General features: G+C 59.3%; 11 protein-coding genes. 5 read left to right on the top strand and 6 right to left on the bottom strand.

The genetic code is table 11. The annotated features are described in order from the left end of the window. Positions 1-435: 435 nt before the first annotated feature. Together ACKUUH_RS14805 and ACKUUH_RS14800 are read right to left on the bottom strand one after the other, a co-directional pair. Positions 436-1,524, bottom strand: coding sequence for an LLM class flavin-dependent oxidoreductase (locus tag ACKUUH_RS14805; RefSeq protein WP_407950677.1), 1,089 nt, complete (start codon positions 1,522-1,524; stop codon positions 436-438). Between the two features lie 39 nt (positions 1,525-1,563). Further along, a complete protein-coding gene (locus tag ACKUUH_RS14800) occupies positions 1,564-2,376 on the bottom strand; it encodes an enoyl-CoA hydratase-related protein (protein ID WP_407950676.1) in 813 nt (270 codons plus the stop codon). A gap of 154 nt (positions 2,377-2,530) precedes the next feature. Between ACKUUH_RS14800 and ACKUUH_RS14795 the strand changes: the two genes are divergently transcribed. Genes ACKUUH_RS14795 through ACKUUH_RS14785 form a run of 3 tightly spaced genes read left to right on the top strand, consistent with a single transcriptional unit; the run spans position 2,531 to position 6,284 of the window. Continuing rightward, positions 2,531-3,634: an amidohydrolase family protein gene (locus tag ACKUUH_RS14795; RefSeq protein ID WP_407950675.1), complete on the top strand. Its 1,104-nt coding sequence runs from the start codon at positions 2,531-2,533 to the stop codon at positions 3,632-3,634. Between the two features lie 58 nt (positions 3,635-3,692). Then, on the top strand, positions 3,693-5,375 hold the full coding sequence (locus ACKUUH_RS14790; RefSeq protein WP_407950674.1) for an N-acyl-D-amino-acid deacylase family protein: 1,683 nt from the start codon (positions 3,693-3,695) through the stop codon (positions 5,373-5,375). 15 nt (positions 5,376-5,390) lie between these two features. Beyond that, the gene (locus ACKUUH_RS14785; RefSeq protein WP_350060235.1) at positions 5,391-6,284 is read left to right on the top strand and encodes an alpha/beta hydrolase; all 894 of its coding nucleotides are present in this window, start codon (positions 5,391-5,393) and stop codon (positions 6,282-6,284) included. On the opposite strand, the gene ACKUUH_RS14780 is transcribed toward ACKUUH_RS14785, so the two are convergent. Genes ACKUUH_RS14780 through ACKUUH_RS14765 form a run of 4 tightly spaced genes read right to left on the bottom strand, consistent with a single transcriptional unit; the run spans position 6,285 to position 10,705 of the window. Further along, positions 6,285-7,124, bottom strand: a complete 840-nt coding sequence (locus ACKUUH_RS14780; RefSeq protein ID WP_293507228.1) for an IclR family transcriptional regulator — start codon at positions 7,122-7,124, stop codon at positions 6,285-6,287. A gap of 58 nt (positions 7,125-7,182) precedes the next feature. Then, entirely contained in the window at positions 7,183-9,228 is a 2,046-nt protein-coding gene (locus ACKUUH_RS14775; protein WP_407950673.1) for an FAD-dependent oxidoreductase, read from the bottom strand. Positions 9,229-9,247: 19 nt separating this feature from the next. Then, the gene (locus tag ACKUUH_RS14770; RefSeq protein WP_407950672.1) at positions 9,248-10,096 is read right to left on the bottom strand and encodes a MaoC/PaaZ C-terminal domain-containing protein; all 849 of its coding nucleotides are present in this window, start codon (positions 10,094-10,096) and stop codon (positions 9,248-9,250) included. Between the two features lie 39 nt (positions 10,097-10,135). Continuing rightward, positions 10,136-10,705, bottom strand: coding sequence for a carboxymuconolactone decarboxylase family protein (locus ACKUUH_RS14765; protein ID WP_293507225.1), 570 nt, complete (start codon positions 10,703-10,705; stop codon positions 10,136-10,138). Between the two features lie 149 nt (positions 10,706-10,854). On the opposite strand from ACKUUH_RS14765, the gene ACKUUH_RS14760 reads away from it, so the two are divergent. After that, positions 10,855-11,949, top strand: a complete 1,095-nt coding sequence (locus tag ACKUUH_RS14760; RefSeq protein ID WP_304734252.1) for a zinc-binding dehydrogenase — start codon at positions 10,855-10,857, stop codon at positions 11,947-11,949. Positions 11,950-12,039: 90 nt separating this feature from the next. Beyond that, positions 12,040-12,959: thiolase C-terminal domain-containing protein (locus tag ACKUUH_RS14755; RefSeq protein ID WP_407950671.1), on the top strand; the 920-nt coding region annotated here is incomplete at its 3' end.

Raw genomic sequence — 12,959 nt, 5'->3', positions numbered from 1 at the left:
CTCAAATGGTCATGAGACTCTACTTCCGACTGGATGAAACTTGGGGCGCAGGTCAGCGGCATTGCTGGCGTTATGGCCGCCTTTGAGAGCATGGATAAGCCAGCGATGAAGGCATGGATGGACAAGCTGAAGCGCCAGAAGGCCGATCGCGCGAATGAAGGAAGTCAGCCCGACGTGCCCGACATCCATTCCGGCATGGCCGAAATCTCTCGGGGAAGGGAGCAAGACCTTGCGGCCGCGCTCGACGCGACGATCTGGAGATGTGCACGGATGCAGCGGAGGCAATCCGTTCGTCGACGGACGAGGTTGTCTCACGGCATTGGGAATTGCGGTGCCAGCCCAACCGTTATGTCCGCCGCAATGGCGTCATAGCGAGACCAACACGCAAGTCCATCAATTCCCCGAGACGGGGGGCGACCTCGGGAAACGATTACGTCAAGCCACCTTGCGTTTGCTGTTCTTTTTCAGGACAGGTATGACGTGCTTGGCGAACGAACGCATGCTTTCGGCTGCCTCCTCATAGCTCATGCCACCGAAAAGGAAGCAGGGATTGATATCGAATTCGCCTAGAAGCGATTTGCGATATTCGAACTTCTCGACGATTTCCTGGGGCGTCCCCCAGGCCGTGACATCAAGATAGGTTTTGGCCATTCCCTCCTTGCCGAGCGCGCGAATGGCGCCGACGGCCTGAGCGTAGGACTCGTAGCCCTTGGCGTCTTTAAAATGCTCGCCGCCCAGTTCATAGTGATCGAGTACCGAAAGCAGATAGTTGGTCACATATTTCTGTCCCAGCTCCCTGGCGCGAGCCGGATCGGTGTCGCAATAGGTGAAGTCGCATATCATGATCGGCGGTGCGTCGTTGCCGTGCTGCGTCTTGTACGCAGCCTTGTATTCCTTGACGGCCTCGGCCTGGGCCTCCCATGGCTTTTGAGCGAAGATCACCATCCGCGCGCCCGCCTTCGCACATTGAAGAACGGATTCCGGCGACATGGCGACCTGATAGATGCGCCCCTTGAAGGAACCGCGCGGATTGGGACGGATTTCGATCCGCTTCTGCGGATAGAAGGGGCCGCTCCCTTCGATGAAACCTGTCTCGAGAGCGTCGATGATCATCGGGCTTGCTTCATCGAAGCGTTGGCGCGCTTCGTCCATGTTCACGCCCATGCCGGCATATTCCTTGCGCGCCAGGCCGCGCCCCATCCCGAAGAGTGTTCGGCCTTGGCAAAGGTGATCCAGCAGGACAACCTTTTCCGCGATCCGGACGGGCACATTCCAGGGAAGGATGACGGCGCCGGTGCCCAGCTTGATACGTTTGGTGCGCGCGGCCATGTAGCTCAGGAACTGGGTGTTGTCGGGACAAAACGAATAGTCCTCGAAATGATGCTCGACGGGCCACAATGCGTCGAAGCCGAGTTCTTCCGCCAAAATCCCGAGACGGATTTCCTCGTCATATATCTGGCCGTCGGTTACGCCGGAGTTGGCTCTGTCGAAATTCTGAAAAACCATCTGAATGCCGAACTGCATCGGAACGTCTCCCTGTTGTAGCGATTTCGGTTTCTTGTTTCAGCGGCCTATATAGTTAGGCTTGCGCTTCTCCATGAACGCCTTGGGCCCCTCGCGCGCATCCTCGGTCTTGAACACGGGCGCTGCAAAACGCGACTCCATACCCATCGCCTCGTTCTCAGGGCGTCCCAGGCATTCGCGGGCGGATTTACGAATCGCCTGAACGGCGATTGGCCCATTCGCGGCGATCTTCTCCGCGAGTTCGAATGCCGCGTCGAGCACCTGCTTCTGGGGAACGACGCGATTCAGGAATCCCAGATCGTAGGCTTCCTGTGCGCTGATCAGATCGCCGGTGAGCAGCAGTTCCATCGCCTTTGCATAAGGTATCTGGCGCGGAAGGCGCACCGTTGAGCCGCCGCCCGGAAAAATCGCCCATTTGACTTCCTGCACACCGAGCTTTGCGGTATCCGCGGCGATACGCATGTCAGTTCCTTGCGCCAGCTCCATTCCGCCCGCGACGGCAAAGCCGTTGATCGCGGCGATGACCGGCTTGGTCACATCGAATGTGCGCAACAAGCCCTTGGCCAAGATATTCGGGTCATCCAGAATTTTCCGGTCCCATTCGTTTTGCGGTTTGCGTGCGCCATTTATGAGCGGGATGAGTTGACCGAGATCCGCGCCCGAGCAAAACGCCTTGTCTCCGGCGCCGGTGACGATAGCGACGCGGATATTCACATCGTCGCGCACCTCTTCCCAATGACCGGCAAGCCTGACCAGCATTTCCGGACTGAACGAATTGCGCGCTTCCGGGCGGTTGAGAGTGATCAAGGCGATATGCCCCCTTTTTTCGAGCAGGGCCGGTTCCGTCGTCATGTTCGCGTCTCCTCCGGATAATACATATGTGTTGTTTGTCGCATGGATATAAATTTATCTGGACTCGGGCTGCGCGGCCAGCGAAGATTCATGATCAGGGATTGCCTAATTAGAAGTCGCGGCCTCGAAGCCAGATGCGACATGGGGAGAGCCAATGATCAAGAAGCCCATATCCGCGGACTCGCACATCACCGAACCTCCGCATTGCTATGTTGACTACATTGATCCCAAATTCCGCGATCGCGCGCCGCGCATCAAGCGGATCGACAAGGTCGGCGACGCTTTCATCGTCGATGGCATGGGGTCTCCGGTTCCAATGGGGCTGGTGGCCGCCGCCGGCAAGGACCCGGCGGAGATCACGACAGAGGGCGTCGCTTTCGAAGATCTATGGAAGAGCGGCTGGAACGCCAAGTTCCGCGTCGCGGACCAGGAGAAGGACGGCGTTGCGGCCGAATTCATCTATCCAACGGTCGGAATGGTGATCTGCAACCATCCCGACTTCGACTACAAGAAAGCCTGCTTCGACGCTTATAATCGTTGGCTGCAGGAATACTGCGCGGAGGCGCCTGACCGTCTTTACGGTCTTGCGCAGGTTTCCATGCGGTCGCCGGAAGATGGCGTTGCGGAGATCAGGCATGCGAAGGAGATGGGCTTCAAGGGCGTGATGATGCCCGGAAACCCCGCCGTCGAGGACTATGATTCGGCTGTATACGACAAGGTCTGGGCGACCGCTGTCGAGTGCGACATGCCGCTCTCGTTCCACATCCTGACCGGCAAATCGGACAGTCTTTCGGGTCAGGTCCGGGGACCGCGTATCAACGGCTTCCTGTCGATCATTCGCGGCTGCCAGGACGTGATGGGTACCTTCATATTCGGCGGCGTCTTCGATCGCTTCCCCAACCTCAAGGTTGTCTGCGTCGAAGCCGATGCGGGCTGGGTTCCGCACTACATGTATCGCATGGACCACGCCTACAAGCGTCATCGCTACTGGATGAAGGCGCCGCCGCTCAAGCGCATGCCGAGCGAATATTTCAGCGACAACATCTATGTGACGTTCCAGGACGACTGGGTTGCCTTCAGAATGAAGGATATGTGCAACGTTCGCCGCCTGATGTGGGCGAACGACTTCCCGCATTCGGATTCGACCTGGCCCTGGTCGCAAGCGATGCTCGAAGAGCACACGAAAGATCTGAGCGAGCAGGAACGCAACTGGATATGCCACGACAACGTCGCGGAGCTCTACAAGCTTGCCATTTGACGCTCCGTGTACCGACGTACTGGCTTGATGTTTTGCGATTCATAGAAAGGGCGTTTTCATGGACTACGACCTGAAGATCGTGGGTGGATTCATCGTGGACGGTACCGGCTCTCCGGGTTATGCCGGAGATGTCGGTATTCTCGACGGCAAAATTGTGGCCATGGGACACGCCCCCGCCGGTGCGAAGACGACTATCGATGCCCGGGGGCAGGTGGTTGCTCCCGGCATCGTTGACATCCATACGCATTACGATGCGCAACTTCTTTGGGACAGGAATCTGTCGATCTCGCCGTGGCACGGTGTGACGACGGTCGTGGTGGGCAATTGCGGTTTCGGCATCGCACCGACGCGCAAGGAGCACCGCAGCCTTATTCTGCGGACGCTCGAGAATGTCGAGGGCATGAGCGTCAAGGCGCTTGAGGCCGGTCTCGGCGACGATTGGGGGTTCGAGACGTTTCCCGAATATCTCGATGTCGTGGAAAAGAAGGGTACGTTGATCAATGTGGCCGTTCTTCTGGGGCATACGCCGCTGCGCCTTTATGCCCTCGGACCTGAATCCACCGAACGGGCGGCGCGACCGGACGAGGTCAGGCGCATGAAGGGTATCATGCGTGAAGGACTGGAGGCAGGCGCGCTCGGCTATGCGACTTCGAAATCACCGACGCATGTAGGCTATGAGGGGCGGCCGGTTCCAAGCCGGCTGGCGGAGTTCAGCGAGATACGGGAGATCGCGTCGGCGCTGGGCGAGGCGGGCGAAGGCGTGATACAGGCGACCGTCGGCAAGGAGTTGTCGTTCGACGAATTCGCGGAATTGAACCGCGTTTCCGGCCGCCATGTCAGTTGGACGGCGTTGCTGGGCGGTGGCGGTGTGCTGAATGTCGGCTCGGCAGCGGAGCAGTTGGCACGCTCAAACGAACTTCAATCGGCTGGTTACGCAGTATTTCCGCAGGTCACCTGCAGGCCGCTCAATTTTGAATTTCGATTCGAACAGCCGTTTCTGTTCCAGAGCATGCCGGTCTTCGCGCCGGTGAACAAAGCCGACCGCGCGGAAAAACTGAGGCTTTACGCCGACAACTCTTTCCGGTCGGGATTCCGGGACGCGATGCGTGGCCCGATGCTCAATGCATGGGACAAAGCGGTCATTGCTCATTGTCCGGATCGGCCGGAGTTCGGGGAACGGCTGGTGAGCGACGTAGCCGCAGAACTAGGATGCAACTCGATCGATCTTGCGCTGGATATTTCGATTCAAAGCGATCTGCAAGCGCGGTTCCGTCTGCCTGTCGCGAACGCGGACGAAGATGAGGTGGCAACGTTGCTGCGCGATTCCTGCACGGTGCTTGGCCTCTCGGACGCAGGCGCGCATGCGAGCCAACTCTGCGATGCGTGTTTTTCCACCCATCTTCTCGGGAGATGGGTCCGTGAAAAGCACGTCTTGACGCTGGAGGAGGCGGTGCGGATGCTGACATCGCGGCCCGCCGAGGTGTTCGGCATCAAGGATCGCGGCCGCCTTGCTGTGGGAATGCCCGCCGATGTCCTGATCTTCGACGCCGAAACGGTTGGCGCAAGTTCCCTTCGCAGAGTCTACGACCTGCCTGCTGGCGAAGACCGGCTGATTTCCGATGCTTCGGGCATTTCGGCCGTCGTCGTCAACGGGACATTGGTCCGGCGCAATGGCGTCGACGTGTTGGGCGCCGAAGGTCGTTTGCCAGGCCGCCTGTTGCGACATGGCGCGGCGGCCTGAGGAGAGCGTGCAAAAATGAGTCTTGAGGAACTTGCTGTCGTTCGTCAGCTGCTTACGGGCCTTGTGACCGAGGAGGCTCGTTCTCTTGAGGATTTTCGTACCTCGTATGACGAGGCCGGAAAAGCATTCGGTCTTCCCGAAGGCGTGACAGTCACGCCGGTTTCCGCCGGCGGGGTTCCCGGCGAATGGCTGGCACCGGCTGCCGGCGCCGGCAAGCGGGTTTTGCTCTATCTGCATGGAGGGGGCTATGCGCTTGGTTCTCTCGACTCGCATCGCCATCTTGCGGCGCATATAGCTCTTGCCCTGAATGGCCGGGTTCTGCTGATCGACTACAGACGGTCGCCAGAGCATCCATTTCCGGCTGCGGTCGATGATGCACTTGCTTCTTATCGCTGGTTAATCGAGACGGGTGTCGATCCGGCGAAGCTCGCCGTGGCGGGAGATTCGGCTGGCGGCGGTCTGACGGTCGCCACGCTTCTTGCGGCGCGTGATGCCGGTCTCAGACTTCCGGCCGCAGCCGTTTGTATTTCGCCTTGGGCTAATCTTGAAAATAAAGGCGCATCTTACGGCGCGAAGGCGAATGTGGACCCGATGGTGCGCCATGCTGATCTTGAGCTATGGACGGCGGCCTATCTGGGTACTTCAACCCCGCGCAGGATGCCTCTAGCATCGCCAGTATACGCCGATCTCAAGGGATTGCCGCCATTCCTGATTCAGGTCGGCAGTTCGGAGGTTTTGCTCTCGGATAGCCATTTACTGGCCGATAGATTGAAAGAAGCCGGCGTATCCGCCGATCTCCATGTCTGGCCGAACATGATTCATGTCTGGCACTGGTTTGCGCCGGTCTTGAGCGAAGGCCGGGCGGCGATCGACGAGATGGCCGGCTTCCTGAATACAAAGCTCGGATGATTACGGCGCTATATCATCGTCGCCTTCGAGCTGGTCCACGTCGCCGAGGGTCTCCTTAGGGCTTTGACCGTTTTGTGAAATGTGCTCGGCGATGGCGTTTTTCAATAACTCTGTGAATGTCTGTTTGCGACTGCGAAAATACTCTTTGGGAGCGGCTATTCCGATGGCGACCGGACGTCCGGACGGACCCGTCGGAATGGGCATCGCCAGCATGGTGGCCCCCGGAGTCACGAGATCGCTGTAAAGCGCGAAGCCGCGTTTTCTGATTCTTTGCAGTTCGTCTTCGATCTCCTGCGTCGATGCCCGCCGCTCCGGCATGGCGGCAAGGGCGTCCTGAATCAAACGTCTCGCTTCGAGCAAGGGAAGTTCGCTGAGCAGAACGCGGCCAATCGTCGAAAAAGCGAGCATTCGCCTGGTGCTTGGCTTGACATGAAAGCGGATGGGCGACGTGCCTTGAATCACCTTTATATATTGAGCATGGTCTCCCAGACGCGCAGCAAGGATGATCGTGCACTTCGTATCGGCCGAAAGCCGTCTCATAAGGCGCTGAACATTCCGGATCGGTAACGCCTCGGCCTCCACCCAGTTTCCCAGCAGAGATATCCGGATGCTCGGAAAAAAAGTCCTGCCCCGGTCGTCGTGCTCCAGATAACCGAGGCTGACAAGGCTCTTCAAAAGAGCTGCGGTGCTGGAATGAGGATAACTCAGCGCTTGCGCCACGTCTTGAATCGTCACCGGGCGTCTGACTTCGTCGAAATACTCGAAAATTTCCAGAACGCGGGTCGCGGATTTTACCGTTGCCGCCGAGGGTAGTTCGGATTTGAGGATGTTAGTGTTCATGCGACAACTCTGATTTCATATGGTCTCTTGCCGCGCCCTCGTTTTTTCATTTGTTTCCTCAAAGAGAGAGCGCGAGGCGCGTGCCGTCCTCGATCGCCCTGACCGCATCAAGTTGCTGCGGCTTGTCGACGCCGCCGATTGCATGAACGGGTTTGCCCAGGGACCGTGCGAACGACAACGCGTCGTCCGCCGATTCCTGCCCGGCACAGACGACAATCGTGTCGACTTTCAACGTCTGCGGTTTGCCGCCTGCTTCGATGTGGAGCCCGGCGTCGTCGATTTTCAGATAGGTTACATCGCCGGTCATCGTAACGCCGCGGAACATCACCTCCAGGAAGTTTGCCCATCCCCGCGTCTTGCTCAGGCCAGCGCCGAAACTGTCGCGCGCCTTGCGTTGGAGAAGATGAACCTTGCGGACGGACGGCCATTGATGATTGGCGGCCAGCAATGCGCCCGGTTGCGTATAACTCAAATCAATTCCCCACTCGGAGGAAAATCTCTCGATGTCGGGCTGTGACGGATCGTGCGCGCCATGCGGGTGCGAGAGGAGCGCCGCCACGTCGAAGCCGATGCCGCCGGCACCGATAATGGCAACCTCGGCGCCGACGTGTGCGGGGTTCGTGATTGCTTCGATGTAGGTCAGGACAGACGGGTGATCCGCACCCGGAATGTCGAGACGGCGTGGGCGAACGCCGGTTGCGACGACGATTTCGTCAAATCCTCCGCTCTCCAGATCGGCGAGCGAAGCCGGCCGGCCGCAACGAACCTTGATACCCAGTTCGTCGAGCCGGTTCCTGAAATAACGGATGGTCTCGGCATAGTCCTCCTTGCCGGGAATCCGTCGTGCCAGATTGAACTGACCGCCGATTTCGATGTCGGCTTCGAATAGCGCCACCTTGTGGCCGCGTTCGGCCGACGTCACCGCGCAGGCAAGGCCCGCCGGGCCGGCGCCAAGGACCGCGATATGCTTTCCTCTGGCTGCTGGCGCGATCTTGAATTCAACTTCCCGGCATGCCGCAGGATTGACCATGCAGGTTGTCAGCCGTCCGGTGAAGGCATTGTCGAGGCAGGCCTGATTGCAGGCGATGCAAGTATTGATGTTCGACGATGCGCCTGATGCCGTTTTCGCGACAAAATCGGGATCGGCCAATAGCGGACGCGCGAGCGAAACCATGTCGGCCTGTCCGTCCGCAATCAGTTGCTCCGCCTGCTCCGGCGTATTGATCCGGTTGGAAGCGACCACAGGTATCGCGACTTCCGCCTTGAGCCGCTTGATCGCCCAGGTGAAAGCTCCGCGTGGCACCATATGAGCGATCGTTGGCACACGCGATTCATGCCAGCCTATGCCGGTGTTGAGGATGTTCGCTCCGGCCCCCCCGACATCTTTTGCAAGGGCGGCGACGTCCGGCCAGGAATTTCCCCCCTCGACGAGATCGAGGACGGATATCCGGTAGACGACAATGAAGTCCAGGCCGCAATGCTTGCGGACATGCCTCACGACCTCAACCGGCAAGCGTCGCCGGTTCTCAGCCGAACCGCCCCAGTCGTCTGTACGCTGATTTGTACGCGCCGCAGTGAACTGATTGAGAAAATAGCCCTCCGAACCCATGATTTCAACGCCGTCGTATCCGGCTTCGCGGGCGAGCGCCGCGGCGGTGCCGAAATCCTCGATAGTCTGAAGGATTTCCTCATCGCTCAGGGCGCGGGGCACAAGCGGGTTGATGCGGGATCTGACTGCGGAGGGCGCCACCAGTTCTGCGTGCCGGCCGTAGCGGCCAGCATGCAGGAGCTGGAGAACGATCTTCCCGCCTTCGTCGTGGACGGCGCGCGTAATCACACGATGACCTTCAACAAGGTCTTCAGTCATGACCGACGCGCGCTCCGCGAGCCTTCCCACCCTGTTCGGCGAAATGCCGCCGGTGACAAGAATTCCGACGCCGCCTCTGGCCCGTGTTGCGAAGAACCTGGCCTGCCGCTCGAAGCCGTCCGGCATCTCTTCGAGGCCGGTGTGCATCGATCCCATCAACACGCGATTTCTGAGTGTCGTAAACCCCAGATCGAGCGGCTCAAGCAGATGAGCAAAGTGGTTTGAGATTTTTCTCACTTTGACCAATTCCCGTCCGTCAGGACTTGTATGTCGCCCTAGCCTGAGACAGGACGACGTTGCCGTTTTGGGTTTCGGCCTGCACGATAGCGATGCCGTCGCCCGCTTTCCACATTTTCGTTATTATGGTGTCGCCGAAATGGACCTGAGCGGCAAAGCGCCCGCTGAGAGATTTGAAGCGGGCGGGGTCGTTGCCGCAAAGCTCGCTCAGGACCGCGCGGCCGACGAAGCCATATGTGCAAAGCCCGTGAACAAAGGGCTTTTCAAAGCCGCCCAACTTGGCGAAATCCGGATCGATGTGGATCGGATTGCGGTCACCCGAGAGGCGGTAGATCGCCCCTTGCTCGGGGCGCGTCTCGTCCTCGACGACGGCGTCAGGCGTCCGGGCCGGCGGTGCCGAGTCGACGCCTGACGGCCCGCGCTCTCCGCCGAATCCGCCGGCACCGCGCACAAATAGCGTCGCATGAGTTTTGAAGAGGGGCCCTTTCTCGTCGGAACCCGTGCTCTCAACCCCGATGACGGCCGCTTTGCCTTTGTCCCAAACCTCGGAAACGCGTCCCGTTATCTTGATCTTGGCCGATGAGGGCAAGGGACGCAGCAACTCGACGGATTGCTCGCCATGCAGCAGCATTTCCAACTTCATCTCGACGCCGCTCATCAGCCCGGCGAGCCCTCGCCCGCCGGGGATGACGGCGTAAGTCGGCAAAACCTTCGGTCCCCGGCCTTCGTAAATGAAATCAAGCCCGTCGGCGGGACGAGCGCCGACGCCAAGTGCATAGAGTATCGTGTCCTTGTCAGACCACTCCACGTCGACGGCCGGAAACGTCATGCCGACCAGATCCTTTGAAATCGCCTTTTTTCCGCTCATTGTCCCGATCCTGCTCTTGAATTGTTATTTCTCCTCCGCTCAAGGCTTCTTGCCATCCGGTGGCCAGGCGACGACGCCATCCTCAAGCGGGATTTTCAGGCTCTTGAGCAGTTGCGAGAAAAGCGTCCAGTTGCCGATGGCGACAACCAGTTCGATACGTTCTTCGGCCGTTTTCAGGTGCGCCGCACATGCGGCCCAGGTGGCGTCCGAAATCATGCCGCCGTCGAGCGTCTCGTCGGTCGCGGCGAGAATGGCGCGGTCGGCGTCGGACAGGCAGGAGGCATTTTTCCAGTCCCGCGTCGCGACCAGGTCCGCTTCCGGAATGTCCAGCATACGGGCGACCCGCCAATGCTGCGTCCATTCATAGAGCGATTTCGTTTTCCAGCCGATGCGCATGATGATGAGTTCCCGCAGTCTCGCATCGAGCTTGTTGCCCTGGAAAAGCAGGGTGGTCAGCGTCGAAGCAAGCTCGCGCGCCACATCGGGATGTCGGAGCAAAACCCGGAAGACGCTGAGTGGCGCCATTTGTTCCGATATGCCGGCTTTCGCTGCCGCGGCTGCCGCATCCGCCACAGACAGCAGGGGAACCCTGGGTATTTCGTCAGCCATTATTTCTAATCCTCCCCAAATTTGGCGAAGCCGGAAGTTTAGGTCTTCGCATCTTGCTTTTGAGCCTGTATAACACATACAAGCATTAAACAATATATACGTGTTATCGACGCATCGTCGGTGCCGACACGAAACGGGGGAGTCTAAAAATGTTGCCAAAAAAATCGATGGCGATGGTGCAGACGGCTCCGCGCAAACTCGAAGCCCGCGATTTGCCCATCCCCCAGATCGCCGACGACAGCGCTATCCTCCGTATCGAAGCTTGCGGCATTTGCGGCAGCGATTACGAACAATACGAAGGGGCCTTGCGGACTCCGATGCCGGTGATTCCGGGGCATGAACCTCTCGGAATCATCGAGGCGATCGGCGACAAGGCTGCCAGGCGCTGGGGTGTCGATGTCGGCGACCGGGTCGCCATCGAGACGATGCTGTCATGCCATTGCTGCGACACCTGTGTCGGCGGGCATTATCACCTCTGCGACCGCCGCCAGATCTACTCGTATATTCCGCTCACGGAGGCGCCGGGTCTCTGGGGCGCCTATTCGCAATATATGTATCTCGCGCCCAACACGATCCTTCACAAGATGGACAAGAACCTTCCGGCGGAGCTGGCGGTCATGTTCAATCCGCTGGGCGCAGGCTTTCGCTGGGCGGTGGAGATTCCGCAGACGCAGGTTGGCGATACCGTTTTGATTTTTGGGCCCGGACAGCGCGGGCTCGCGAGCGTCGTTGCCGCGCGTGAAGCCGGCGCGGGAAAGATCATAGTCACAGGACTTGCGGCCGATTCAAACAAGCTCCAGATGGCGCTCGCTCTTGGCGCCGATCACATCATCGATGTGCAGAACGAAAATGTTGTCGATCGCGTGCGGGCGCTGACAAACGGAAAGGGCGCGGACGTCATCGTTGAAGTCACGTCCTACGCGACTCAGCCGGTTCGTGATGCGCTGGATTGTGTACGTATGGGCGGAACGGTCGTCCTTGCCGGCGTCAAGGGATTTAAGCCTGTCTCCGACTTCGTGTCCGACCTTATCGTCATGAAGGAAATCACCATCAAAGGCGCAATCGGCGTTACGTCGTCGGGATACAAGAAGGCGATCGAGATGATCGAGCGCCGCAAATATCCTCTTGAACTCATGCATACTCATAATTTCGAGCTTGAGGAAGCTGAACTGGCGATCAAGACGCTGGCGCGCCAGATCGAGGGACAGGAATCCGTCCATTCATGTCTCATTCCGGTGACTTGATCAGTCCACAGGATATTTTTCAAATGGAAGGTCGGCGGCCGCTCATCGAAAAAGCCGCGTGCGGGGAACAAGGATGATGAGGGCAGATTCGTGAAGAATTTCAGCGACAAGGCCGCGATCGTCGGGATTGGCGAGACCAGTTATGTAAAGGGATCGGACCAGACGGCCGTGGCCATGATGCTCGATGCCGCCAGGCGGGCCATCGCGGATGCGGGGCTGAAGCCCAGGGACATTGACGGCATGGTTCCGCCGCCCGTCTATACAACGTCGGAGGAATTGGCCGCCAACCTCGGCGTCGATGTGCTGCGATATGCCTCGACGGTCAACATGGGAGGCGCGAGCCCGACCACGGCGTTGCAGAATGCCGCCATGGCCGTGGCCTCCGGCGTCTGCGACAACGTGCTGGTCACGCTCGGCTGGAACGGCTATTCGGCGCTGCGTCCCAAGGCGGGGGTGCCGCCAAGCCGGCCGATGAATATGAACACGCTGACTTCGACCATCCGGGGTTACTATCTTCCCTATGGCGTTCTGTTGCCGGTGCAGATGTATGCCTGGCTCGCGACGCGGCACTCGAAACTTTACAACGTCAGCCCCGAGGCGACGGGTTGGATCGCGATGGCATGCCGCAAGCATGCCCAGCTCAACGACCGCGCCCTGACCTGCGGCCAACCGATGACGATGGATGACTACATGCGGTCGCGCATGGTGTCCTCCCCGTTCCGTTTATTCGATTGCTGTCTCGAAACGGATGGGGCCTGCGCCGTCGTGGTGACGAGCGCCGAGCGGGCGAAGGACTTGCCTCACAGGCCAGTCTATATCTCCGGCGCGGCCGAGGGCCATCCTTATCCTGCCGACGATATTCCGTCGCGGCCGGACCCCTTCAAGATCGGTTTGAGCTATGCCGCGCCGCGCGCTTTCGCCATGGCCGGTGTGACGCCGAAGGACATGGACTTTCTGCAGGTCTATGACTGCTTCACCTACGTCGTGCTACTGCAACTCGAAGCCCTGGG

The organism is Parvibaculum sp. (assembly GCF_045863935.1).
Taxonomy (GTDB): domain Bacteria; phylum Pseudomonadota; class Alphaproteobacteria; order Parvibaculales; family Parvibaculaceae; genus Parvibaculum.
Note: the sequence above shows the minus strand (reverse complement) of the source record. Positions and strands in the feature narration are given on the sequence as shown.